This is a genomic window from Sporolactobacillus sp. KGMB 08714 (assembly GCF_036598985.1).
Taxonomy (GTDB): Bacteria; Bacillota; Bacilli; order Bacillales; family Sporolactobacillaceae; genus Sporolactobacillus.
The window spans coordinates 17,628-43,033 of sequence record NZ_JAUUBW010000007.1; the positions used below are offsets into that span (position 1 = coordinate 17,628).

Here is a 25,406-nt window from a genome sequence, read left to right on the forward strand (position 1 = left end):
CGCCTCCAGATACTTATGAAAAAATAACCTCTTTCGGATATGCCCATTGCACGATTTCCGACGGAGGCAGCGCTTCCGGTTCTTTACCGCCGTTCACAGTCAGTACGTTATAATACATCTGCGCCAGTTCCTCCAAATAAGAAACCTTCAGAAAAGCATCGTATATATCGCTGCCGACACCGATCGTTCCGTGTTTCTCCATCAGCGCCACATCCGAATCTTTGAGTGTATCGGCGACATGATCAGCCAGTTCGTAGGTCCCCGGTCGGCCGTACGGAGCAACCGGTACATAGCCGCGTTTAGCCCCGAGCGCCTGTAATTCATAGACAATGGCCGGAATCGTTTTACCGAGAACGGCAAAAGAAGTGGCATACATCGAGTGTGTATGGGCAACGGCCTTTATATCCGGACGTGCTTCGTAAGCTTTCAGATGCATAAGCAATTCGCTTGTCGGTCTCAATCCGGACAGGTTTTCAATGACATGGACATTTTTATCGACGACCACCATATCCCGCGGGGTCAGCAGTTCTCTGTCGACGCCGGTCGGTGTAAAAACAAATAAGCCGCTTTCGGGATCACGCGCACTGAAATTACCGGATTTATGTTTGCAAAGTCCGTTGCGCTGCGCCCTTTTTGACAGTTCACAAACTTCTTTTTTCAGATAATCTAACATGATTTAACGCTCCTCGTATGATTATTTTCAATTTCTATTTAAAGAAGAAACGGCCTCATTATACGAAATGGGGGGAGCGGCCTCTTCCGCTCCCAAAACGTTAATATCCCACGGCCTCACCTCCCTTGAGGATACCGATTGCTTCAGACGCATCTTTCGAATGAATCAGCTGTTCACGCGCCTGCCGATCGATGAATACATCATTCAGCATCAATAAAAGCGGAACATGTCTGTTGGTTTTCGACGGAACCAGCCCTACCATGATCTGAACTGAATTTCCATCCGGATCGGCGACCGGCCGTCTGAAAAACGCAAGCTCGATATCCGGACGGAGCGATTCGCCGGTCGGCGCCGTATGCGGAAGATAGATATTCGGACCGATGAGCATCTGCCGGTAATTCTTATAGAAAACTGCCTTGCAGCGCCGGAGATAGTCCCGGTCTGCCGTCTTCCTGCCGAGTATCGGCGCAAAAACAATATCGAGGCAGTCCGTCCACGGTACCGGATCATTGATGAACAGAATATTTTTTTCGCTGAAATCCGCTTCCTCCGACCGGGAAGCCAGAAAAGGCGAAAACTCTTTATTCCCTTCAAAATAAACTTTCAGCAACGTTTCCGCCGTATAAAGTTTATCCTCCGGCAGCAGACCTTTGATGGCGCTCAAGGCACTCTTCGCCTGAATGGAGGCATCGCTTTTCATCATCCTGGAGACGGATGCCCGGAGCCGCTTCCTGCTTTCCGGTTCGAGAAAGGGCGGCACGACAATCGTCCTGGCCTGGCTCCTGATCGGTTTGGTTGTAAAAATAAAATCAAGGGCCACGTTCATTTGTTCAAATTGGCGAAATGAAAAGGCTCCGATAAATTCAATTTGCGGAAACATGCCCCTCAGATTCTCCAATAAAAGTTTGGATACCGATGTCCCGTTCGGGCAGAGCACCGCCGCTTTAAAATAAAAAGTCCGATTCTCTTTCGATTGGTAGAGCCAGCCGAGGACGAGCATAGCCAAATAAACAATTTCTTCATTCGACAGAGGATGCCCGACAATCCGTTCAAAGGGCTCGACTGCATCGGCGACACAGAGGTAAATCTCTTTGTGCTCGTTCATAAATCGGACGGTCAGCGGATTGTTAATCCGAAAACCGAACAAATTTCTGAATATAGCCGGCTGCACGTGCAGCAGCAGTTTTTCCTTAAATTCCGTTTCTTTGACAAATTGAACGGCGAGCCTGTTTTTCAGCATCTCGACAAATTGATCAACCGCCGAGAGGATCTCCTCACTATTCAAAAAATCGAAAGCCGATTCAATCCGGTTGGAAGACAGAATGTGAAGCGAAAGATAGAGAATATCCACATCCTTTAAGAAAGAGAAGTCGTTCAGGCAATGTTTGATAATCGGAAACTCCACCGTATTACGAATATCGTATTTCTCAATCTTGAAAGTCCACGGAGCCGGATAAGAACGGATACGGTTCATTAATACTGCCAGAATAAAAGGAAGCTCTTCTCTCTGTTCATCCGTCAGCCGGATCTGAGTCTTTTCTTCGATGAGCGTCAATCGTTCTTTCAGCTTTGCATGTTCGTCTTCATTCACAAAGCCGAAAATGCTCAGGCAGGATCGGCCGTAAAAAGATTTCAGCAGATGGCGTGTTATCTGAACCAGATCATTGCGCAGCAGATATTCGGAGCCGGTGATCTGATAGCCCGTTTTTCGGGAAAAACTGATCTCCAGCTGCTGCACTTTTAAATCTTCCTTAATCTGTTTCATATCCGTATACATCGTGTTCCTGCTGACGTAAAATTTATCGGAGAGCGTCTGCAGCGTGTGATGCGCGTCATGGGTCATTAATTCCAGCTCAATCAAACATTTCCGAAAGCCGACATCGTCACGGGCGGCAAAATCATCCGTGCCGATCAGCAAAGCGTACAGTTCGTCTCTGCATTTAGCTGAGATCTTCAGTTGTCCGTCTGCGACGTCAATCGAACCGGAAACGAGCTGATCGTTAATTGAATGAATGATTTTCAGAATTTGCTCCGTGCTCAGCGACATATTCTTTTCGATCTCATATAAGCTCGGTTCGTTCTGGACGAGAATCGATTCGATCAGTTCTTTTTTCTCAAGCTCCATCAATCTCACCTCCCTTACACGTTAAATTATAAAGAATGCTTTCCGACACTTCATCACAATATATAAAAGCGTTTTCACCAGACGCTGTGACGATCATCACCCCCCTCCGGTGCAACAGGCAAATGCCGTCCTGTCCGCAGCCGGAGACCTGACTGGTCCGGGTTTTTCCTAACTTTTCTATCGTCATCGGCAATAGGAAAGCATCCGGGAGATGACGCCGTTTTGACACCTGACCGGAGCACCTGAAGCTGAACCTGACATATCTGTGTTTGCTTATCATTAGAATCATGCACCGCCTTGATTTCCCCCGCCGTGATCCGGGATATCCGAACACTCGGAAAAACGCCCTCCGTGGGTATTCACATGCGCTTATCATGTCCTCTCCCTGTAAAGATGATACGCCGGCCGGAAATAGAGCGGCTCATGTTTTCATAAGTGAAACGGGCTGTCAAGAATAAAGTAATGGCGATCGACCAGAAATTTACGGAACAAAAAAAGCTGCCGCAGTCTTCAAGATGACTTTGGACAGCTTTCCTTATGAATTTTTCGCATGTGCAGCGTTTCTTAAATAAATCGACGGATTCCGCAAGTACCGCTTCAATCGTTACATTTTCAGGATCCGTCTGTTTCGATCCTGACTGAATGTTGCCGGATCCGCAAACTTAAAGCGTACCGTTATTCGTTCTCAGTCTGCGTCAGATCGCGGCCAGTTGTGTCTGGTGCATAAAACGATCCAGCCGACCGCGGTCAGGCAGCCCCTCATTATCCCCGAGATTCTGCATTTGAATAGCACCGATCGCATTGCCGCGCAGCAGCACTTCCCGATCGCTTAAATTTTCAAGCATCGCCGAAACCGCCCCCGCAACAAATCCATCTCCCGCCCCGACTCGGTCGACGACCTTGCTCGTCTGGAAATTAGGGACAAGGGTCTCCGAATAACGGCCGTCCGGCAGCTTCTTCTTCGTATAGGAACCTATGTCGACCAGGTTAATGATAACTTGTTTGACCCCTTTTTCCAGATAATAATCGGCCATACGTTCCTTCTCTTTTTCCCCAGTCAGAATTTGGCCTTCTTTAACGTTCGGAGCCACGACATCGCACAGGCAGGCGATTTCATTCGTACGCCGGATCATCTCTTCTTCCGACTTCCAGATCACCGGGCGCAGATTCGGATCAAAAGTAATCGTCAGACCGTTTTCCCGTGCTTTTTCAATAAGTGCCAATGTTGTCTGATAAGCGCTCTCGCTTAATCCTGCCAGAATACCGCCTAAGTGAAGGATCCTGGCCCCCGAAAAATCAATCGCCGCCACGCTGTCTTTCGTCAGTTTCGAGGTCGCACTGCTCTTGCGGAAATAAGCGGTTTCCGGGCGGCCATTGTCGGACAAACCCTTAAGCATAAAACCGGACGGCCATTCGGAAGTCGTCAGCACATGAGCCGTATCAATACTTTCCTGCTTCAGAAAATCAATAATAATCTTTCCAAACGGATCCTTGCCTACCTGGGTCAAAAAGGTCACAGAATGTCCCAATCGCGCTACACCGACAGATACATTCACATCTGCTCCGGCCATATGCCGCGTATAATGCCTGACTTCGCTTAACGCTCCCTGCTCATCTGCGATAAAAAGCACCATCGGTTCACCTGCAGTAATTAATTCACTCATTTTCATGCCTCCCGATTCATAAAGCGTTTACATATTCAGAAATTTTTTTATAGAGTGATTGCTTTCCGCATAGTCTATTATTGAGAAACTATGTTTATTATATATAACCAACAATTAAAATTATAGGCTACCGTAAGTAGTTGTCAAGTAAAAAATTAAACTTATAGCGTCCGAAATGCTTCTATTTGGAAAACGGAACAATAAGAGGGCAGCTTTCAGAAAGATCCCGTGTCCTGCTAACTCACTTGTCATTGTACGAACCTTGCTAACGAAATAGCCGAGTCCTTCGGCAAATGAAGATTCAGCGTATGGATTTTATATAAGATGATAGGCCTTCATCAATGAAATCCAAATAAAAAGGCTGAATACCGATAAAAACGTAGTCGAGAACACAATTTGCCCGGCAAGTTCAACATCCCCGTTCATTTCCTGAGCCATGCTGTCCGAAGAAACAGCTGTCGGTGAACCAAACGCAATAAAAAGGGACATCAGCTCAATATAGCGGAAACCCATGATAATAGCCAATCCGACAAAAACGAATGGAATAAGCACAAGCCTGCAGAAGTTAACTGAAATCAGTGTCATAAGATTGATTTTAACAGCCTTAAATTGAAACGTTCCACCTAAAGCTATAAGTGCAAGCGGTGTCGTTGCATCATTTAAAAGAGACAATGTCTTATCAAAAATATAAGGCATTGGAAAGTTTACAAGATTTAAGACCATTCCAGCCAGACTGCCTAGGATAAGCGGATTCCTGCAAATATTCCAAATCATATGTAAATAATCTACTTTTTCGCCTGAATAGAATTCCAAAGCAATAACACTCAATAGATTAAATAACGGAACAACGAATGATATTAAGATCGCCGTCGCACCGATATGCGGTCCATATACGGACTGAATAATCGGAAAACCGAGAAGTACAAAATTACTCCGGGAAATCCCCTGAATAATGACCCCCTTTTTTTCATTCGGATAATGCGTGCAAGCAATAACAATAAATGTTATCAAAAAAACTGCCAGCACGCCGAGTGCTCCGAACAATCCATATTTTATAGGAAAACCCTGCCGAAAATTAGAATGAAAAGTACTATATAATAATCCACTGGGCAGTAAAATCCGAAAAACAAGCTTATTTAATTGACTGTAGCCTTCTTCAGAGATCAGATGTCGCTGCCGAGTAAAGTAGCCAATGCAACAAAAAAGACATAGCGGAACAATAATGTTGATGGATAAACTAAAGGTTCCCAATTTAGATCATCCCCAAATTTTTACATAATTTTAGATTAATCGTTTAATTAACGATCACAACCGCCTGAGACTGTCGTCATTTTCTTTCAACTACTAATTAGAAACCAAAAATGGGAGAAATGAACCAAGGAGGTAAAAATCTGATAAGCTCTATATAAGAAAATAGAGCAGTTGATGCAATGGTTCCGTTCAGTCGTTTGTTTCTTTAGAATTTTTGATCAGCCTTTGATCGACATTTATAAAATAGTCGGGAAATTTATTAACGAGCACCTGCTGCCCATCAATCATTAGATGTAGATACTACAAAAACATCCTGATCCTGTTCTCGGAAAAAATCAATTTTTTGAACCAGCTTTTTAAAACGCTCTTTAACTGAATACGTGATTTTTGCTGTCGCTTCTTAATATTTTTATGTAGAAATATAATCTCTGTCATTTATAGAAAGGCCTTGCGCCCATAGCACACTGAATGCTGACTGAACTCAGTCGTCAACCTTGAAAATGTCGTCCTTGATCTTATTGGACTGGTTTGCAATATAACTTCGAATGATTTCTTCCGTGACATTGCCGACGGTTGCACAAAAGTATCCTCTGGACCATAAGTATTGGCCCCAGTATCGTTTCTTCAGCTCGAAAAACTCAACCTGCAGCAGTCTGAATGAGCGTCCTTTCAGATACTGCATGATTTTACTCAGGGCAAGGCTCGGTGGACAGGAAATCAGCAGATGGATAGGCTCCTTTCCAACGCTCCCCTGAAGAATCGTTACTCCACGGGCTTCACATCCCTGTCGGATCAGTTCACGCAACCGAATAGCAATCTGCCCTCGCAGCACCTGATATCAATATTTCGTCACCCAGATCACGTGATACTTGATATCGTAGACCGCATGACCGCTTTTCTGATAGCCGTCCATACTTTTCACCTCTGTCAAAAGTATGAACACGAAAACATAAGGCTAAAAGCGGATACCGTCTAAAGACGGTGGGTTTAGACCCCCGCTTTTGTAAGCTAAACATTGTCAAAAGAATTCAGCACGTTCTCTCCTGACACCGCGTGGAAGGATAAACTTTCTTCAATTACTTCTTGACAACTGCACCAGAAGTTCACAATTCCATTCGGAAGATAGATCGACATTATCTGAGCAGCTCGTTTCCAGACGAATATGCACCGCCTAGTATAGGCAATCCTGTAATTATTAACTCTTGCAGAAATTTTAAAAGTGCTACAGCCGGTCTAAACCGTGTAGCACTTTTAAAATCAAAGGAGAGATCAGGTATTGATCTCGATTTATCTGTTATTTTCTGGAACTTTTATCCAGAACCTCCCACATTCCATTCAAATAAGTGAGTCCGAGTGCGCGATCATATAATCCATATCCAGGACGCCCGGTTTCCCCCCAGATCATCCGACCATGATCGGAACGCATATAACCGTCGAATCCCGTTTCATGAAAGGCTTTCATAATTTCATATATATCCAGCGACCCTTCCGAAGATAAATGAGCCGACTCATGGAAATCTCCATTCCCTGTGTGTTTTATATTACGAACATGAGCAAACGGAATGCGATTCTTTTCCCCAAACTCGCGAATAAGGGCAGGAACATCGTTATTTGGATTTTCACCTAAACTTCCAGTGCATAATGTAAAACCATTATACGGACTGTCTACCATGTTCATAATTCTCAGCATATCGTCACGGTTTTTAAAGATTCGTGGCAGGCCAAAGAGAGGACGCGGCGGATCGTCGGGATGGATCGCCATTTTGATTCCCACTTCCTCACAGGTGGGAATAATAGCCTTCAGAAAATATTCCAGATTTTCTGCCAGTTTCTCTTCATCGACATCTTTATAAGCTTCAAACAACTGTTTAACCTGTGCCAGCCTTTCAGGTTCCCAGCCGGGAAGGATAAAACCATTGGAATTATCTTCGACAGAACGAATAATGTCCTCCGGACTGCCTTCGACTTTTTTATGATCAAAAGCCATATCGGTCGATCCGTCAGGGAGTACATAAGCTAAGTCCGTTCGAACCCAGTCGAAGATCGGCATAAAATTATAACAAATCACTTTAATGCCATAGGCTGCTAGATTACGTATTGTTTCTTTATAGTTTTCAATATATTTATCCCGGGATGGCAGACCGATTTTAATATCATCGTGAATGTTTACACTTTCGATCACTTCAAGGGTTAAACCAGCGTCTTCGACTTCCTTTTTTAGAGCGGCAATCCGTTCTTTCGGCCATACCTCACCGACCGGAATATCGAATAAAGCGCCCACGATTCCCCGAACGCCGGGGATTTGCCGGATTTCAGATAATTTAATTTTATCGTCTTTTTTACCATACCATCTAAAAGTCATTTGCATAAGTATATTTTCCTTTCATTAGTTTTAGGCTGTTTATCAATTAAAATTTTTCATTACAGTCTAAAGCCCAAGATTTATTTAATCTACACCCCTCTATGCCCTATCTTTTCTCACTCATTTTCCCCTTTAACTTTTATTGGTTCAACTTTTCCAAGCCAGAATAAATAGGTCAGCGCACCTAAGAAAGTAGCTATGCCCGAAACAACCAGGGCAGGTACAAATGATCCCGTCGCAGTGACTATAAATCCAGTTATGATTGGCCCTACAATGCCACCAATATTCGAAGCACAGTTTTGAACTCCTCCTAAGGTAGATGTCATGTTCTTTGGAGCGACATCACCAGGCAGGCACCATAGTGCAGCGGCAGCAAATGCAAGACCCGCATATGAAAGTGATAAGAGAGCAATACTCATAACTGTAGATTCTGTTAAACCAGCGAAAAGGATTGAGGTTGCTAACAGCATCCCAATGACAAGATTAAATTTACGAGAAAAAGTCAAAGAACAATGTTTTTTAAAATATAAATAATCAGTTACCCATCCGCCAATCAGTTCTCCGACAATACCGACCAATGGAGGAATCATCGCAGTAAATCCCATACTCATTGCAGCCATTCCTCTGGCTTCCTCAAGATAATTTGGGAACCAAGTAATGAAAAAGAAGATGGCATAGTTCAAGGTAAAGAAGCCAAAGCACATAGCCCATACGTTTCTATATTTGAATAATTCATACCATTTCATCGGCTGATCTTGGGTTATGCCTTCTTTTTTCTTCTGGCCATTTCTGATATAGGATAATTCTTCCTTATTAACATATCTTTGTTTTTCCGGATCGTTATAATACCAAATCCAGATAGCCACCCAGAAAAGCCCGATCACCCCAGATATTACAAATGAAAATTGCCAACCCCAGTTACTGACAATCCATACAATCAGCGGCATCGCAACTGCCGTACCCACTTTTGAACCTGTATCATAGAAAGCCGAAATTTTTCCTCTTTCGTGATCAGGAAACCATCTAGTGGCTATTCCACTGTTTGAGGGCATAGCTCCAGCTTCACCTATTCCAAGTAAAACACGTAATCCAAGTAAAGAAGTTAAACCACGTGCCAATCCCGTTATAGCAGTGGCCAGGGACCACCAACCAACTGCCAAAGCCATGCTTATTCTGTGTCCGACTTTATCTGCAAACCATCCTGAAGGGATTTGAAATATCATATACGACCAAAAAAACGCAGACATGACGATACCCATTTCAGCATTATTAATATGAAGATCTTTCATTATGTCTGCCGAAGACGCTGATAAATTGGCTCTGTCTAAATAATTAATTGCAATCGCTAACCACATTAAAACGCCTATTTTCCATCTAACATTTGTTCTTCTATGAAGATCACTTTCTTTAAGCATATAAAATTACACCTCTTTTTTAATTACTCGGTGACTCCATTTTTAAAAATGGCCAGTTCATGGATATGGCGTAATTCACTCTTCGTTATTTTTCCGCTCGCCGTATCGATGATCAGCTGAATGAACTGATTTGTGACTTCATCTATATTCCTGTCGAGCAGCTGACCAGCGTTAAAATCGATCCATGTTCTCTTTTTCTCATAAAGCTGCGTGTTGGTCGAAATTTTCAGAGTTGGAACATATGTGGAAAAAGGTGTTCCGCGTCCGGTTGTAAATAAAATCATCTGGCAATCCGCCGAAGCCAGTGCCGAAGTCGAAACTTGATCATTGCCCGGCGCCTGCAGCAATGACAAACCCTTTTTTCTAATTTTATCCCCGTATTCCAGAACATCGGCCACAGCGGAAGTGCCTGATTTTTGTGTACAGCCGAGTGACTTGTCCTCCAGCGTCGTAATGCCGCCCGCCTTATTGCCTGGCGACGGATTTTCATAAATAGGCTGGTTGTACGAAGCAAAATAATCTTTGAAATGATTGATCAGGTTGACAATTTTGTGAAAAACCTCTTCATTGACGGCACGGCCCATAAGAACTGTCTCTGCACCGAACATTTCCGGAACTTCCGTAAGAACAGTCGACCCGCCCTGTGAAACAACAAAATCTGATAATCTGCCGAGCAAGGGATTGCCTGTAATGCCGGAAAAGCCATCGGAGCCGCCGCATTTCAAACCGATTTTTAATTCAGAGAGCGGCAGATCCGTCCGCCGATCGTTTGAGGCATACTCATTAAGTTCTTCAAGCAGACGAACGCCTGTCTCCACTTCATCATCCACCTGCTGGCAAATCATGAAGCGGATACGCGACTCATCATAAGCGCCCATCTGCTTCTTCATCGCTTCCAGCTGATTATTTTCACAACCGAGTCCGAAAATGAGAACACCTCCTGCATTCGGATGTTTCGCAGCGTCGATCAGGATTTTCTGTGTATTCTGTAAATCCCCGCCCAGCTGAGAACATCCGTAAGGATGCTTCAATGAAATGATTTCATCAAAAGCGCCGTTGCCCGGGTGATTTTGCTTGAACCGCTCAACGATTAGATCACTGATCATATTGATGCAGCCTACGGTAGGAATCAGATATAAATCGTTTCGTATTCCTACTTTTCCGTCTTGACGGACATATCCCTTGAATGTCCGTGCGTCTTTCGGATAGATCCGGGTATGAAGCTCCGGCCGATACGTATAATCAATTTTCCCGGACAAATTGGTCGCCACATTATGTGTGTGGACCCAATTTCCTTTTTGAATCGCTTGTGTTGCATGGCCGATGGGAGCTCCGTACTTAATGATGCCGTTATTTTCTGCAATATCATTAATCGCTATTTTATGTCCGCGTTTTACCGCTTCAAGAACAACAATTTCCTCATCGCCTACAGTAATCTTTTCCCTTGCGGCAATATCCTGCAGAGCAACAACGACATTATCCCGCGGATTCAACTGAATCACTTTATTTTCCAATCGCAAGCTCTCCTTTGTTTATTCGTTGAACCACTTGACGCATGTCTTCTTCTTCAATTTTATTCCTTGTTCAACCTGCTTCAGTAATCCATCGAAAACAGAAGATTCTTCTTGATTCATGGATCCACTCTGTTCTTTTTTCTCGCACTTGTTAAAAGAGCAAGCATGACACTACTAAAGAAAAATGTTCTGTCTAAGTTTTCATCAATTTTTTCATCCTGGGCGCCCCCTTTTAATTTCTTATTTAGAAATTAAATTTATTATTTATCAATACATTTATATTATAAAAACGCTTACAGATATTTTCAATACCTTTTCACATTATTTTCATAAAAAGAATGACTTCCGGCATGTGAATCTTTTATAATTTTTTTACTGGGCATCCCCTCAACTCATGTATCCAGCGGGCCGTGGTGTGAAAACATTGTCGATGTTCATGCGAATGGCAATTTATTCCTCTGAAAAAAATGGATATCATGCGCGGACAAGCGTTACATGGCAGAAACACCCGGATCTTTTCCTCCTGCCTGCAGCGTATTCCTGTGAATCGTGGCCAAAATCACCGGAAAAACGCCAAATATCAGCAGTAAACAGCCCGAATAATTAGACGGCAGGCTCGTCCCTGGTTGTTGGATAAACCATGATAGAAGGTTTATCGATCGTTACTCCCGATTTCGTGGCACTTGATCTATCAAATCGTTATGGAAGTTTATTGATTGCGGACGCGTTTTCCGTCTCTCGAGAGATTGACGGTCTCAGGAAAAGTCGATCATCATTTAACGGCACAGCCGGAAAATGAGCTAAAGAGATACTCATAGTTTTTTTGTACTCATCCGGGGATGAATCAAAAAATGAGGCATCTCTGGAATGCCTAGAACAATTTTCTCCGAGTTCGGGGGGAATTCCCATGCATCTTGAGACAAGTTTAAGCGAAAGGAGGTACTTTTTCCGTCGTCTGCCTGCCAGCCGTGCAACGACGCAGCACTTGAAAAATCGTGAGCAGATTTTCGGTTTGAGAAACACCGTCTAATGTGGATCATTTTGAAAAAATCCATGGCATTATATTTCCAAATAAGATATAATGGTTCTGTAAAAGAAATTTTATCCGGGAGGGATGAAAATGGCAATAACCGAGTCAGATGTGGCTGTTCCGTTTTGGAAAGGCTTTCAGGGCAAGAGCTGGCAAAAAGAAATCGACGTTCGTGATTTTATCTTCAATAACTATAAGGCTTATGACGGAGATGAATCCTTTTTAACCCGTCCGACCGATGCGACAACAACGCTGAATAACAAACTTCTCGCACTGAAACTTAAGGAGCGCGAGGCCGGCGGTTTGCTCGAAGCGGATACGAAAGTGGTTTCTACTATCACGTCTCACAAACCGGGTTATCTTGATAAGGAGCTGGAGAAAATTGTCGGCCTGCAGACAGACAAACCGCTGAAGAAAGCTCTGATGCCCTTCGGAGGGATTCGCATGGCCAAAGAAGCGCTGGAATCCTATGGGCTGGACATTGATCCGGAAATCGACCACATTTTTAATGATTATCGTAAGACGCACAATCAAGGAGTATTTGATGTGTATGACGCCCAGATGCGCAAGTGCCGGCACAATAAAATTATTACCGGCCTTCCGGATGCCTATGGGCGCGGGCGGCTGATCGGCGACTTTCCGCGGATCGCGCTGTACGGCATCGATCGTCTGCTGAAACAGAAACAGAAAGATTTTAATAATACCGGCGACGGAGAAATGACAAACGACGTCATCCAGCTGCGTGAAGAAATCTGCGAACAGTACCGTGCGCTGCAGCAAATGAAGGAACTGGCCGAGAGCTACGGATTCGATATCTCGAAGCCCGCGCGAAATGCACAGGAAGCGATTCAGTGGATCTATTTCGGCTATCTGGCCTCTATTAAGCAGCAGAACGGTGCCGCCATGTCGATCGGACGGATTGACGCATTTCTGGATATTTATATTGAACGTGACTTGAAGGACGGCGTTTTAAACGAACAGGGAGCTCAGGAACTTATCGATCAGTTTACAATGAAACTGAGGATGGTTTCCTTTATCCGCACACCGGAATATAATTCGCTGTACTCCGGCAATCCGGTTTGGGCCACCCTGTCTCTTGCCGGCATGGCTATGGACGGACGGCACATGGCCACCAAAACATCATACCGTTTTCTCCATACACTGGCCAATATGGGGCCTGCACCTGAACCGAATATTACACTGCTCTGGTCGAAACAGCTTCCGGAGAACTTCAAGCGCTATGCTGCCAGGGTTTCGATCGACAGCTCAACGATTCAGTATGAAAATGACGACCTGATGCGGACACAATGGGGAACCGATTACTACGCAATCGCCTGCTGCGTTTCCGCACAGCCGGTAGCTGACGGCATGCAGTTTTTCGGTGCCCGTGCCAATCTCGCCAAAGCAGTGCTTTACACGATTAACGGCGGGGTTGATGAAATAACGAAGCAGCAGGTAGGTCCGGCTTATGAACCGATCCAATCCGAATACATTGACTTCGATGAATTTGAGAAAAAGCTGGATCCGATTCTCGATTGGCTGGCGGATGTTTATGTCAATTCGCTGAATGTCATTCATTACATGCATGACAAATACTATTATGAATCCGCCCAGATGGCTCTGAAGAATACGAAACTGAACCGCACCTTTGCGACCGGCATTTCCGGATTGTCCGTTGCCGCAGATTCGATTTCGGCCATAAAATACGGACGGGTCCGCGCGTTCCGCGATGAACAGGGGATCGCCATTGATTATAAAGCGGAAAAAGATTATCCGAAATACGGAAATAATGATGACCGGACCGACGAAATTGCCGTATCGCTCGTTAAAAAGCTTTATACTAAGATGGCGAAGCACCATCTCTATCGAGGCGCAACGCTTTCGACATCCGTCCTGACCATCACCTCAAATGTAGTTTACGGCAAGAATACCGGCTCGACTCCGAACGGCCGCGAGCAGGGGCAGCCTTTTGCACCCGGTGCCAATCCCTATTATGGTGCTGAGACAAACGGTGCCCTTGCTTCACTGCTTTCCGTCGCCAAACTGCCCTATCAGTACGCGACTGACGGTATTTCCAATACTTTTGCCGTCACACCGGCAACGCTTGGTGCAGAACCGGAAACACGTACAAACACACTCGTTCATATGATCGACGGCTATATGGAAAATAAAGGCCATCATTTGAATATCAATGTGTTTAAACGTGAGACCTTGATTGACGCGCAGAAGCATCCGGAAAAATATCCGACACTGACTATTCGTGTTTCAGGATATTGTGTCTATTTTGCCGATCTGACCAAGGAACAGCAGGATGATGTCATTTCCCGTACATTCCATGAAAGAATTTGACCCTGGCTGACTCGTGCTGTGATTGATTGATTTGATGAAGATCCGAGAGGATGGCTATACAAACTATGCAAAACAACAAAACAGAAAAACGCACAGTTTACGGCTATATTCATTCGACAGAGAGCTTCGGCGCAGTCGACGGGCCGGGCATCCGTTTTGTCGTTTTTGTCCAGGGATGCCGCATGCGCTGCCAGTACTGCCATAATCCGGATACATGGAAAACACAGGTCGGCACAAAGATGAGCGCTGACGAGGTGCTTGAGAAAGCTCTTCCCTACAGGAATTTCTGGGGAACGGAAGGCGGCATAACGATCAGCGGCGGCGAAGTGCTTCTTCAGACGGACTTTGCCCTTGATCTGTTCAGAAAGGCTAAGGCCCTTGGTATCCATACCTGCCTGGATACTGCGGGGCAGCCTTTCACACGTACAGAGCCTTTTTTCGGCAAATTCAGGCAGTTGATGGCCGTCACCGATCTCTTGCTGGTGGACATCAAGGAGATCGATCCGGAGAAGCATCGCCAGCTGACCGGTTTCCCGAATGATAACATTCTCGACATGTGCCGCTATCTCTCGGATATTAATAAACCGGTCTGGATCCGCCACGTCCTTGTTCCCGGACGAACGGATTTTGATGAAGATCTCATCTGCCTGGACCGTTTCATCCGGACACTTGGCAACGTCCGGAGGGTCGAAGTTCTTCCCTATCACACCATGGGGGTAGCAAAATATCATCAGATGGGCATCCGCTATCGGCTGGAAGGCATCGAACCGCCGACCCGGGAAAGAGTACAAAACGCAGAACAATTACTCCACTGTACGGCGTATACCGACTGATTCTGGCATGCATATAGAACAAAAGCACCTTCCGGCAAAACAATAATGGTCGGAAGATGCTTTTTATTTCTAAATAACATGATTTCAAAAATAGGGTGTACATGGATAGCTGAAGCATATCGCCATCGCTGACGTTATGAGAGGACATTGAAAAGTTCCATATTAAGATCAATACGTTTAAATGTTAATGGCAATTAAGGAATGTAGCATTTGGCAATTAGCAGATTATAATAAGTTCAATGCACGGCTTTACATGGAGAGGCGGATGCAGTAGGCTGATAGGCCGTGCAAAACCAATGTGCCTGCAGCTTTTGCAGTAGAACTGTATCCGCAGAGGCTCCATGTCAAGCCATTTATGATATTTAACAAATGAGAATTATAAAATTAATTGAATTGCCGAAACATGCATTTTCTACTTGCCAAAAACAGTTTAAACACATATCGACTGTATTGACTCTCTGAAATAAAAACTCCGGATAGTCAGCTTCTATCCGGAATCTTGGTCATGCAGCAATAGACTATTAATAAGGAAGGAACTTTTTCACGTGTAAAGCGTTTATCGCTTCACCTCACTATTCGGTGAATCCAGCCATGTCTGGATATCCCGGGCGGAAAGCGAAATCCAGTCCCCACTGATCGTATGTTTAAGCAGTGAAGCAGCCATCGCAAACGGAAGAATAACTTCCGCCGGCCTCTCTGTCAATATTCCGTGCAGAATCCCGGCTACAAAAGCATCTCCGCCGCCGATCCGATCCACTATCGGAAACAGCCGATAATTTTTCGATTGGACAAAATGACCGTCTTTCCAAAGAATTCCCTGCAATTCATTATTCGATGTGGAGAAAACATGACGATTAGTCGCATAAAGCGCCCGGATATTCGGATATTTATCGGCAATCCGGCGATAACAAGCCTCCATCTGTTCCGGACGCGCCTGGGCCGAATCTATCCCAAAGAAATTATGCGCGTCCAGATAATTGGCACAGCAATACGTAATCATCGGCAAAATCGGGCAAATCGACTTTCTGGCTGTTTCCAGCGACCACATCGCCTGCCGGAAATTGATATCGAAACTGACCGGAATGCCACGCTCATAGGCAGCCTGCACTAATTTCTGCCCATTAAGATGCCACGCTTCAGATAAGGCAAAAGTGATTCCCGATATGTGGAACAGCGAGACATCGGCAAAAAGTTTGTCCAGATCCCACTCACTCATGTTCATCTCGCAGATAGAAGAAGCCTTGCGGTCATAAATTACCCTGGAAAAACGCAGACTATTTCCCTGCTCCAAGAAATAAATGCCGATCCGTTCGCCGCCGAACAATACTGCCGACGTATCTACCTGATTGGCGTGTAAAACTCTTAAAGCGGCCATACCCAGCGGGGAATCCGGCAATTTACTGGCGAAAACAACCGAATGGCCGAAATTGGACAGGATGGAGGCTACATTGGCCTCCGAACCCCCATAATTGGCATTCAGCTGTCGGCTGCTGTTTAACAGCTCACCGACATCCGTCGAAAGCCGGAGCAAGATTTCGCCAAGCGCCAGAATCTTAGGCATGCCGACCACTCAACTGTCTGTACCGTTGCGCGAATGCCTTGGCCGTTTTCGTTACTTTATCAAATTGATTCGTTTTCGCCGGTTTCAGCAGGCTTCCGCCGACACCAATGACTTTACAGCCCGCCTGATACCAGTCGGCCAGATTATCGAGATTGACTCCGCCGGATGGCATGATCTCCAATTGCGGAAGAGGCGCCTTGACATCCTTAATAAAGGCCGGACCCAGCACATCGCTTGGAAAAAACTTAACTAAGTCCGATCCGGCTTTCATCGCCGTTTTCATTTCATTGACTGTCATGCATCCCGGAATATAAGGGATCTGATATAAATTGCAAAGTTCGGCCGTTTCCCGATCAAACGTCGGAGCGACAACAAATTTTGCACCGGCTGTGATTGCATCATGCGCCGCATGAGCATCAAGGACGGTACCGGCACCGATCACGACTCCCCCGTCGTCCGCATATTCTTTCGCTAAATTTTCAATCGCCTGAACGGCACCCGGCACTGTGAACGTCAGTTCAATACTTTTGACGCCCCCGGCAACAAGCGCATCCGCAATTTTCAATGCTTTTTCAGCCGATTCGGCACGTAAAACCGCAACAATTCCGTTCTTTTCCAGTGCCGTTAAAACAGCGATCTTCTGCATTATGAAAACCTCCTGCCGTTTCTATTTAATAAATTGCATTTATATATAATAGATTTTCATCTTTATTATAGTGCATGCACTATACTTCGTAAACCTTTTCATTTTATTTCTCACCGGAATGTTCGTTTAAAATCGGAATCCTCTCAATGGGAAAACAAAGCAGCTTTCTACCCCCGAACGGGCAGAAAGCTGCTTTTAGAGATCAGATATTTCTTATGGTTCACGAAAGCCGAAAACGGCGGATCCGTTACCAGCCAAAATTTCTACGCATTCATCTTGCTTTCAATTTCCAGTCGTGCTTTTTTTAATAAAGCGATAATCTTCTTTTTCTTTTCCTCGTTGATTCGAAAGACAGGCGTACTGACACTCATCAGGCCCTCTATCTTGCCCTGATGTTTAATGACCGTACCGATACAGTAAATCTCGTCTTCATTTTCTTCGTTATCCGTCGCATAGCCGCATTGTCTGATTTCTTCCAGATTCTCAAGCAGCCGATCCGGATCGGTTATAGTATTTCTCGACCTTTTTATCAGCTTAACACGGTGAAAATAATCTAGAACCGTTTGCTTATCCTGTTCCGCAAGATAGGCTTTTCCCATTGCCGAGCAGTAAAGATCAATGGAATGGCCGACCTGAGAACGCAAAATGATTTTTCCCTTGCTGTTTATCTTTTTAACATAAACAATCTGATCGTGATCAAATACGCCTAAATGAATCGTTTCCCCCAATTCCTCATTCAAAGCCACAAGGTAGGGTTCGGCAAATTCGACGATACTGAATGATTTACGGGCGGCTTCTCCGTAGCTGATCATTTTGATCCCCAGCGTGTATCTTTTTGTCCCTTCATCCCGTTTGACGTAACCGACCAAACAAAGCGTATTTAATATTTTCAAAACGGTGGATTTGCTGGTTTGCAAAGATGTATAGATTTCCTGCAGATTCATGGGACGACTCTGCTGCTCTAAAAAATCCAAAATCTGTTTGGCACGGAGAATAACCGTTCCATAAGGCTTCTGTTCAGGCATAGGCTTCCAATTAACGTTCGCTCTGAGCTACTGTTTTCTTCAGAATCACAGACACCGTTAAAAGGTTTCAACTCCTAATATCGTATTTAAGTTTATTATAAATCAATTAAGGTTCTTCACCAACTCATTTTATCATATTAGAAAAATTTAGGTGATCATGACAATCCCATTAAATATATAAAGCAATCGAATATCTGATTGCTCTAATAGAAACCATCTACTAAAGCTTGAAAAGATATTTTTATTATTGTGCGTTATGAAGAACAATTTCTTGACAGCGACATTGCTGATTTCAATATGATTTTTTAAAAGACAATTTCGTTAGTAGCATTGCATTTTTTTGGAAATTAATGTTTCAAAGGGCTACCCCGAAAGAAACTTAAAAATTAATAGAGCTGGCAGCGGCGTGAAATCATCGTTAAAAATAATAAGAGCCCTTCATTTTGTTGGGCTCTTAAAAAAGATGAAGCTGCTTTCGCTCAGTCACTCAAACGGTCTGATTGTTCCTAAGAACTTGTTTCATAAGTGCCGCCACATGCTCGGCAGTAAAGCCGTATTCCTTAAGTACAAACTCGCCCGGTGCAGAAACTCCAAAGTGATCGATCGCCAGCAGAGCCCCCCTGCTGCCGACAAATTCATGCCAGCCAAGCGAAGCGCCCATTTCAATGCCGACCCGTGCAGTAACCGCTGGTGGCAGTACCTGATCACGATAGCTTTGCGATTGACGTCGAAACAATTCCCACGAAGGCAGACTGACGACACGTACCGGATGGTGCTCAGCCTGCAGCAGTTGCTGAGCCTGAACGGCCAAAGCCACTTCGGAACCAGTTGCCAGCAACAGCCCTTCCGGCCAATCGCCTTCGGCCTCGCTAACCACATAGCCGCCTCTAGCAACACCGGTTGCCGCGTCTTCCACTTCACCAGCCACTGTCTCCACTCCCTGACGAGTGAGCACCAGCAGAGTCGGCGTACTCCGGCTTTCCATCGCAATTTTCCATGCCTCACGAACCTCATTTCCGTCGGCTGGTCGAATCACATTCAGATTCGGAATTGCCCGCAGCCCGGCCAGTTGTTCAATCGGTTCATGCGTCGGTCCGTCTTCGCCGACCGCAATCGAATCGTGAGTAAAGATGAAGATCGAAGGAATGCTCATCAGCGCCGCTAGCCGAATCGCCGGTTTTGCATAATCGGAAAAGGTGAAAAAAGTCGCCCCAAAAGGAATTATACCGCCATGCAGTGCCATGCCGTTCACAGCAGCCATCATTGCAAACTCACGCACGCCGAACCAGATATTACGCCCCTCGTAACTACCTGGCAGAAAATCATTATCGCCCATAATCATGGTCTTTGTCGATGAAGCTAGGTCGGCTGCACCTCCGAAAAGCTGTGGCACCACTCGTGCCAGCGCATTAATCACTTCGCCACTCGTCTGACGGGTCGCCTTTTTCGTGCCTGCTTCATAGGCCGGCAGCTCTTCCGCATAGTCTGCCGGTAATTCTCCGTGAATCACTGCTTGAAATTCGGCAGCCTGTTTTGGATAGACCTGTCCATAATGATCGACCAGCGCCTGCCACTCGATTTCCGCAGCTTCCCCACGAGCCGCTAGTGTCTGAAAATGTGCTCGTACCTCCCCCGGTACAAAGAATGACTCATGATGCCAGCCATAGGCTTCTTTCGTCGCCCGTGCCTCTTCGGCCCCCAGCGGACTACCATGTACTTTGTTCGTTCCGGCGACATGCGGCGCACCGTAGCCAATAGTCGTCCGCACTTCAATCAGTGTCGGACGTTCTGTTTCCTGCACAGCTTCATCCAACGCTGTCTGCACTGCATTGACATCATTGCCATCTTTCACCTGTAACGTCTGCCAACCATAGGCCTCAAAACGCTGGCCTACCTTTTCCGTGAACGCCTGATTCAGGGGACCGTCCAGCGAAACCTGATTCGAGTCATAGAGAACAATCAACCGCCCCAGCTTCAGCCGTCCAGCAAGAGAAGCCGCCTCAGACGATACCCCTTCCATTAAATCGCCATCGCCGCAAAGGGCATAGGTTTGATGATGTACGATCTCAAAACCATCCCGGTTATAGATTGCTGCCAAGTGGGCTTCTGCCATTGCCATGCCGACCGCCATTGCTATCCCCTGACCCAGCGGACCGGTCGTTGCTTCGACTCCTACTGTATGCCCATATTCCGGATGGCCCGGCGTACGGCTATTCCACTGACGGAATTGTTTCAGATCCTCAATTGTCAGCCCGTAGCCAAAGAGATGCAGTAAACTGTATAGTAACATCGAACCGTGCCCGGCAGACAGGACGAAACGATCACGATTGAACCACTGCGGGTCGGCAGGATTATGCACCATCTGTTTCGCCCACAGTGTATAGGCCATCGGCGCCGCTCCCATCGGCAACCCGGGATGCCCGGAATTGGCCTTCTCAATGGCATCAATCGACAGAGTTCGAATGGTATTGATCGCTAATTGTTCGATTCTTGTTGTCATGTCTTTCCGCTCCTTTTCTGGATACTCAAGCACCGATTTCTGCGCATTCGTCTCAAATTCGATCATTTCTTATGGAACTGGGCCTTCTCATCATCTGTCAGAATTGAAAAGCCCAGCTTCTGAATATCACGATTGAAACCGATTACAGTATCCAGCGAGCCTTGCTCCAGTGTTTTGCCAACCTTTTTTAACTTTTCAATGACTCCCGGTGGGCAGGTAATAATATCGACACCAAGCCAATCCGCTTCATAGACGTTGAATACCTCGCGGGTGCTAGCCCACAGCAATTGCGCTCCCCTTTTCGCGTGGCAGATCTCTACCGCTTTCTTCATATAGGGAATCGGATCTATACCACTGTCAGCAATCCGCCCGGCAAAAACAGAAACGATGTTTTCAAACGCCGGGCTGAGTGCTTTCACGGTCTCCTCTACCTGTTTAGTCGTAAAAATGGCGGTCACATTCAGAGAATAGCCCTTCTTCTCAAGCCTCCGAATTAAGGGAATCGTCGATTCGCCCTTTGTATTTGTTATCGGAATTTTAATAAATACATTTTTCCCCAGTGCGTGGATTTTGTCCGCCTCTTTTTCCATTGTTTCAAAGTCATCGGCAAACACTTCAAAAGACAGCGGCAAATTTGGAATTCGTTCAACTACTTTTTTAGCAAAGGCGACGTAATCGGTTACACCGGCTTTTTTCATCAGGCTCGGATTGGTTGTAAATCCAGAAACAAAACCAGTCCGATAGGCCGCCATCATATCGCTGAGTACCGCACCATCTGCATAAATCCTGACTTTCAACTGATCCAGCATACAGATCTCTCCTCTATTTGTACAGCGTATTTAGATAATGGATTATCGATCATTAAGTCTTTGAAAGTAATAATCGGCAGGTTTTTTCATCGGAAATTAGAACATTAATTAAGTGAGAGTGAAGGATTGCCTTAATTGCCTCGACCTTTTGTTCACCAAAAGCAACGCCGATAACCAATGGAATCCTTTTTAAACCCTCCACACTTAGTGAAATCACTCGTTCATTCCAAGGATTTTTTGAAGCAAGTCCCCTAGAATCAATAAAGTTATAACAGATATCGCCCACATCATCAGAATTGTCGGTTAATTTTTCATAGTTTTCTCCCATATAGGACTTGACCATAGTAGAATGTTTAGGCGATCCGCCGATACCGACAATGGCTACGTCGCAATCATATGCCATTTCCATAACTTTATTTATTGAATGCTGAGCCATAAAAATGGCTTTTGCTTCTTTTGAATCCACCATGACCGGAGCATGCAACAACATGTACTGCGAATCAAGCGATATTGCGAATTGTACGACAATGTGATTTGCATGAAAATCCAATTTCTCATTCCCCATCCCGCCAACCAATGGTATAAAGGTTGTATTAGGGAACTTTTTTTTTGAAGAGATTGCCTGACTCACTGCATTCAAGGTTGTACCTGAAGATACCCCTATACGTTGCCCATCTTTAATAATCTTCAATATATAATTTGCCGCGGACACTCCGAAAGCCTTTAATGAGGAGTCGTTATTAACATTGGATACACATACTACATCATGTATTTTATACAAATTAACAACTGCTCTTTCTAAATTTTTATAGGGGTGAACAAGCTCATCATGTATTATAATTTCAACAAGCCCTTCTTCAACTGCCCTGGTCAAATATCTCGATACCATCGGCCGACTGACACCGATTTTTTGAGCAATATCTTTTTGGGTCAGATTTTCCTTATAATACATTTGAGAGACCTTTATTAAGAGTTTTGCATATTTTGGAGATAACAAATTGCGCTCTTCCCTTTAACTCTGTATTCTCGAGACCTTATGCCAAGATAAAGTAAAGCCCTGTCAATAAAGAATTTTTACGATTGATAGTCCTGACATTAATAATTATGCCCATCGCCATAAGATTAAAAATTCTTTTATATCAATTTTTAGGAATCCTGGTACAAAAACACGGGAATACATGTTCATATTTACTGACACATTCGCCCTTCTTTCTCCTGACAGTCCTATCAAGAGGCCTTCTCCACCGCCAGCTCATGTTTTCAATGAACAATTTTTCTAAAAAACAGATTTTCACTTTAAAAACACGGGATTTAGGTAATTGTTTCGAATTTAAAGGGCGTCCAGCTTTATTTTAGCCGAAATCACGGGGCTTGTCCCTCTTTTTATTGAAGATTTTTATTGAGAATGGGAAAAATGGAGCACCTCCTGACCCTCTTCACTCAAACATCAAACCACCATTTTCATTCTACAGGTACTCTGCTTATGCACATGGCCATCAAAAGAGACGGAGTCCTTACTAATCTCGTTTTATCAGGGAAAGAACGAACAGAGCGCAATGATGATATTTTTTTAATTCCTTTCGTAAAAATCAGAAAGCAAACATTTTAATTTATAGAATTGCTCAATTAAAGCTTCATCAATAGACATGCTTTCATTCTATGGCTTGCTCAGCAGGTACTATTCAAACATAATCAGACTATCAGTCTTAATTTTCGGAAAAATGTTGGGCTTTACATAAATAGATCCAGGTAACACCCCTTCATTTGAATCAGTAAAATACACTGATACGTGACCAAGTTCTTGCAGATTTTTATTTGCTACAGAACCAAGCGCCGTTATTTCATAGACCTGATTATCAATCACGAGCTTACCGCCTTTTTTGATTGGATATTCATCCGAATTTTCCAATTCATGATGAATAATGGCAACATCTTTTAATTCTTTGGGCGCCTTTGGACCAAATAGAATAATAATATTTTCCTCATCAAACGAAAGGGCATCATGCCCTATTTCCATTACCCTGCTCTTATACATAAATCTAGCCTCCTGATTTTGTATCTTTTGATGCAGCCTTACAAGATTCAATACATGCCAAAGCTGGCAAAATAGGCAATGACAACAGCTAATAAGCCGGTCAATAATCGGCTATATAAAACAGCTGGTACGCCATATCTGATCGTATCAGGCTCAGCTTCTCCCAATGAAAGACCCACAGGGACAAAATCGCAGCCTACCTGCCCATCAATTGCAAAAAGAGCCGGCAGTGCAAATGTCACAGCGATATTGCCAGCTGCTATTTCAGTGCCGACAAGCACGCCAATAACCTGGGCAATGACAGCTCCCGGACCGAGAACGGGTGAAAGAATCGGTAGCGTACAAACAAAAACAATCACAAGCAATCCCCAAAAAGATCCCGCTAATGGCGTCAGAACTTTTGCAATGAGGGTACCTATGCCAGTGTAATTAATAATACCAATTAACATACAAACAAAAGCCATGAAGGGAATAATATTTTTTATCAACATATCTACAGAATCACGCCCAGCTTGATAAAAAATGCCGATAATTTTGCCAATTCCCCTAGAGAATCTCATTAAGAAACTGTCTTTTTTCTGCTGTTTGCTCTCATTTCTGTTTTCATTCTTAATTTTAAAAGGTCTTTCGACTTTATTTTCATCTAAGCCTTTTTCTTCATCGGATCTTTCTGCACCAGTCGATGAAACTGCTAATTTTATTTGCTTAGGCGTAACTCCTGAAACAAATATATCTTCAGTTATATATTTAGATAGAGGGCCCGATGGTGAAGAGGGTAATACATCGACTGTCGGTATGCGTTTCATCGGATAAACACCTATTCTGGCAGTACCACCGCAATCTATAATGACACACATGATTTCACTTTCAGGTACCGAATTTTTAAAGCCGTCTACCACTTCTGTACCGGATAATTCCGCGATTTTCTCCGCAACCGGATGAATGCCACCGCCCGTGATTGAAACAACTTTTACTTTTTTTCCTTTGGGCTCTATTTGTAAACCCTTTCCCCAGCCGCCGGAACCTTTTTCGATAAAAATAGCTTTATAATCACTCATTGTATAAACCTCCTCGTATTATAAGTTGATTAATTCGTCGCCATTCTTTTGGCCAAATATTTTGTGATTTGTTCAGTAATAAAGCCTCTTAAAAATATAACGACGATACCCACTAAAAAATAGCGGACAGCTAGGTCAGACACTGAGTATCCTGCCTTTGTGACACCGTTTGCAATTCCTAAGTAGACGAACAATTCTCCTGCATTCGCGTAAGGAAAAAAAGATGTTACCGGATGCATAAAAGATGCTAATGAATCGTAAAAGGCTGGTTTTTGTCTTTCGGGTAAAAATTTTCCAAATGTGTAGGCCATTGGATTGGTCAACATCAACAGTGAAAGAATGGGCATGATTGTATATCGAAGAATTAAATATTTCGATGCAAAATGAATGGCTCTGTTTATTCTTTCTTCACCAACAAATTTGATAATGGAATAGGTAAACGTTAACAATACAATCAGAGTCGGAACAATTCCCGTAAACATACTCATGAATTCTTTTCCACCTGCATTAAATAAGCCAATAAAATGTTCTCCTAACCATTGAATCCATTTCATAA

General features: G+C 44.3%; 18 protein-coding genes and 1 pseudogene. 2 read left to right on the forward strand and 17 right to left on the reverse strand.

Translation table 11 applies throughout. The features are described 5' to 3' along the window. Window positions 1-13 precede the first annotated feature (13 nt). The 8 genes and pseudogenes from Q6A92_RS04040 to Q6A92_RS04075 form a co-directional block, all read right to left on the reverse strand. A complete protein-coding gene (locus Q6A92_RS04040; RefSeq protein WP_274398139.1) occupies window positions 14-673 on the reverse strand; it encodes a class II aldolase/adducin family protein in 660 nt (219 codons plus the stop codon). Window positions 674-773: 100 nt separating this feature from the next. Continuing rightward, window positions 774-2,798 (reverse strand): BglG family transcription antiterminator, encoded by a 2,025-nt coding sequence (locus Q6A92_RS04045; protein ID WP_332237126.1) that lies wholly within the window; start codon window positions 2,796-2,798, stop codon window positions 774-776. Window positions 2,799-3,493: 695 nt separating this feature from the next. After that, complete coding sequence (locus Q6A92_RS04050; protein ID WP_332237127.1) at window positions 3,494-4,462, reverse strand: sugar kinase; 969 nt, start codon at window positions 4,460-4,462, stop codon at window positions 3,494-3,496. 315 nt (window positions 4,463-4,777) lie between these two features. Further along, window positions 4,778-5,713 carry an AEC family transporter gene (locus Q6A92_RS04055; RefSeq protein WP_274398142.1) on the reverse strand — a complete coding sequence of 312 codons (936 nt, stop codon included), beginning with the start codon at window positions 5,711-5,713 and terminating at the stop codon, window positions 4,778-4,780. A 481-nt stretch (window positions 5,714-6,194) separates the two neighbouring features. Further along, window positions 6,195-6,626, reverse strand: a pseudogene (gene tnpA, locus Q6A92_RS04060) (IS200/IS605 family transposase). Between the two features lie 381 nt (window positions 6,627-7,007). Next, complete coding sequence (uxuA, locus tag Q6A92_RS04065; RefSeq protein WP_274398143.1) at window positions 7,008-8,081, reverse strand: mannonate dehydratase; 1,074 nt, start codon at window positions 8,079-8,081, stop codon at window positions 7,008-7,010. Window positions 8,082-8,191: 110 nt separating this feature from the next. Further along, window positions 8,192-9,490 carry an MFS transporter gene (locus Q6A92_RS04070; RefSeq protein WP_274398144.1) on the reverse strand — a complete coding sequence of 433 codons (1,299 nt, stop codon included), beginning with the start codon at window positions 9,488-9,490 and terminating at the stop codon, window positions 8,192-8,194. Window positions 9,491-9,513: 23 nt separating this feature from the next. Further along, window positions 9,514-11,004 (reverse strand): UxaA family hydrolase, encoded by a 1,491-nt coding sequence (locus Q6A92_RS04075; RefSeq protein WP_274398145.1) that lies wholly within the window; start codon window positions 11,002-11,004, stop codon window positions 9,514-9,516. Between the two features lie 1,114 nt (window positions 11,005-12,118). Here Q6A92_RS04075 and pflB point away from each other — a divergent pair. Both pflB and pflA read left to right on the forward strand, forming a co-directional pair. Continuing rightward, window positions 12,119-14,383, forward strand: a complete 2,265-nt coding sequence (pflB, locus tag Q6A92_RS04080; RefSeq protein ID WP_443029682.1) for a formate C-acetyltransferase — start codon at window positions 12,119-12,121, stop codon at window positions 14,381-14,383. A gap of 50 nt (window positions 14,384-14,433) precedes the next feature. Then, complete coding sequence (gene pflA, locus Q6A92_RS04085; RefSeq protein ID WP_332237128.1) at window positions 14,434-15,216, forward strand: pyruvate formate-lyase-activating protein; 783 nt, start codon at window positions 14,434-14,436, stop codon at window positions 15,214-15,216. A gap of 556 nt (window positions 15,217-15,772) precedes the next feature. Here the strand turns inward: pflA and Q6A92_RS04090 are convergent. From Q6A92_RS04090 to srlA, 9 genes are all read right to left on the reverse strand, one after another. Next, window positions 15,773-16,777, reverse strand: a complete 1,005-nt coding sequence (locus tag Q6A92_RS04090) for a sugar kinase (protein WP_274398148.1) — start codon at window positions 16,775-16,777, stop codon at window positions 15,773-15,775. After that, window positions 16,770-17,423 (reverse strand): bifunctional 4-hydroxy-2-oxoglutarate aldolase/2-dehydro-3-deoxy-phosphogluconate aldolase, encoded by a 654-nt coding sequence (locus Q6A92_RS04095; protein WP_332237129.1) that lies wholly within the window; start codon window positions 17,421-17,423, stop codon window positions 16,770-16,772. The genes Q6A92_RS04090 and Q6A92_RS04095 overlap by 8 nt, the downstream gene beginning before the upstream one ends. Window positions 17,424-17,686: 263 nt before the next feature. Further along, window positions 17,687-18,448, reverse strand: a complete 762-nt coding sequence (locus Q6A92_RS04100; protein ID WP_332237130.1) for an IclR family transcriptional regulator — start codon at window positions 18,446-18,448, stop codon at window positions 17,687-17,689. Window positions 18,449-18,935: 487 nt separating this feature from the next. Beyond that, window positions 18,936-20,948, reverse strand: a complete 2,013-nt coding sequence (gene tkt, locus Q6A92_RS04105) for a transketolase (RefSeq protein WP_332237131.1) — start codon at window positions 20,946-20,948, stop codon at window positions 18,936-18,938. A 62-nt stretch (window positions 20,949-21,010) separates the two neighbouring features. Beyond that, complete coding sequence (locus Q6A92_RS04110; protein ID WP_332237175.1) at window positions 21,011-21,754, reverse strand: transaldolase; 744 nt, start codon at window positions 21,752-21,754, stop codon at window positions 21,011-21,013. 55 nt (window positions 21,755-21,809) lie between these two features. Beyond that, window positions 21,810-22,709, reverse strand: coding sequence for a sugar-binding transcriptional regulator (locus tag Q6A92_RS04115; RefSeq protein WP_332237132.1), 900 nt, complete (start codon window positions 22,707-22,709; stop codon window positions 21,810-21,812). Between the two features lie 726 nt (window positions 22,710-23,435). Beyond that, window positions 23,436-23,792, reverse strand: coding sequence for a PTS glucitol/sorbitol transporter subunit IIA (locus Q6A92_RS04120; protein ID WP_332237133.1), 357 nt, complete (start codon window positions 23,790-23,792; stop codon window positions 23,436-23,438). A 47-nt stretch (window positions 23,793-23,839) separates the two neighbouring features. Continuing rightward, window positions 23,840-24,850: a PTS glucitol/sorbitol transporter subunit IIB gene (gene srlE / locus Q6A92_RS04125; protein WP_332237134.1), complete on the reverse strand. Its 1,011-nt coding sequence runs from the start codon at window positions 24,848-24,850 to the stop codon at window positions 23,840-23,842. Window positions 24,851-24,879: 29 nt separating this feature from the next. Then, a complete protein-coding gene (gene srlA / locus Q6A92_RS04130) occupies window positions 24,880-25,404 on the reverse strand; it encodes a PTS glucitol/sorbitol transporter subunit IIC (RefSeq protein ID WP_332237135.1) in 525 nt (174 codons plus the stop codon). Between the last annotated feature and the right edge of the window lie 2 nt (window positions 25,405-25,406).

What these genes read in the sequence shown, in the direction of transcription:
- pflA (WP_332237128.1), top strand. Translation starts at nt 14,434, where the DNA reads ATGGCTATACAAACTATGCAAAACAACAAAACAGAAAAACGCACAGTT.
- Q6A92_RS04100 (WP_332237130.1), bottom strand. Translation starts at nt 18,448, where the DNA reads ATGCCTGAACAGAAGCCTTATGGAACGGTTATTCTCCGTGCCAAACAG.
- srlE (WP_332237134.1), bottom strand. Translation starts at nt 24,850, where the DNA reads ATGAGTGATTATAAAGCTATTTTTATCGAAAAAGGTTCCGGCGGCTGG.
- Q6A92_RS04115 (WP_332237132.1), bottom strand. Translation starts at nt 22,709, where the DNA reads ATGTATTATAAGGAAAATCTGACCCAAAAAGATATTGCTCAAAAAATC.
- Q6A92_RS04090 (WP_274398148.1), bottom strand. Translation starts at nt 16,777, where the DNA reads ATGCCTAAGATTCTGGCGCTTGGCGAAATCTTGCTCCGGCTTTCGACG.
- Q6A92_RS04040 (WP_274398139.1), bottom strand. Translation starts at nt 673, where the DNA reads ATGTTAGATTATCTGAAAAAAGAAGTTTGTGAACTGTCAAAAAGGGCG.
- Q6A92_RS04120 (WP_332237133.1), bottom strand. Translation starts at nt 23,792, where the DNA reads ATGTATAAGAGCAGGGTAATGGAAATAGGGCATGATGCCCTTTCGTTT.
- tkt (WP_332237131.1), bottom strand. Translation starts at nt 20,948, where the DNA reads ATGACAACAAGAATCGAACAATTAGCGATCAATACCATTCGAACTCTG.
- Q6A92_RS04095 (WP_332237129.1), bottom strand. Translation starts at nt 17,423, where the DNA reads ATGCAGAAGATCGCTGTTTTAACGGCACTGGAAAAGAACGGAATTGTT.
- Q6A92_RS04050 (WP_332237127.1), bottom strand. Translation starts at nt 4,462, where the DNA reads ATGAGTGAATTAATTACTGCAGGTGAACCGATGGTGCTTTTTATCGCA.
- Q6A92_RS04070 (WP_274398144.1), bottom strand. Translation starts at nt 9,490, where the DNA reads ATGCTTAAAGAAAGTGATCTTCATAGAAGAACAAATGTTAGATGGAAA.
- uxuA (WP_274398143.1), bottom strand. Translation starts at nt 8,081, where the DNA reads ATGCAAATGACTTTTAGATGGTATGGTAAAAAAGACGATAAAATTAAA.
- pflB (WP_443029682.1), top strand. Translation starts at nt 12,119, where the DNA reads ATGAAAATGGCAATAACCGAGTCAGATGTGGCTGTTCCGTTTTGGAAA.
- Q6A92_RS04045 (WP_332237126.1), bottom strand. Translation starts at nt 2,798, where the DNA reads ATGGAGCTTGAGAAAAAAGAACTGATCGAATCGATTCTCGTCCAGAAC.
- srlA (WP_332237135.1), bottom strand. Translation starts at nt 25,404, where the DNA reads ATGAAATGGATTCAATGGTTAGGAGAACATTTTATTGGCTTATTTAAT.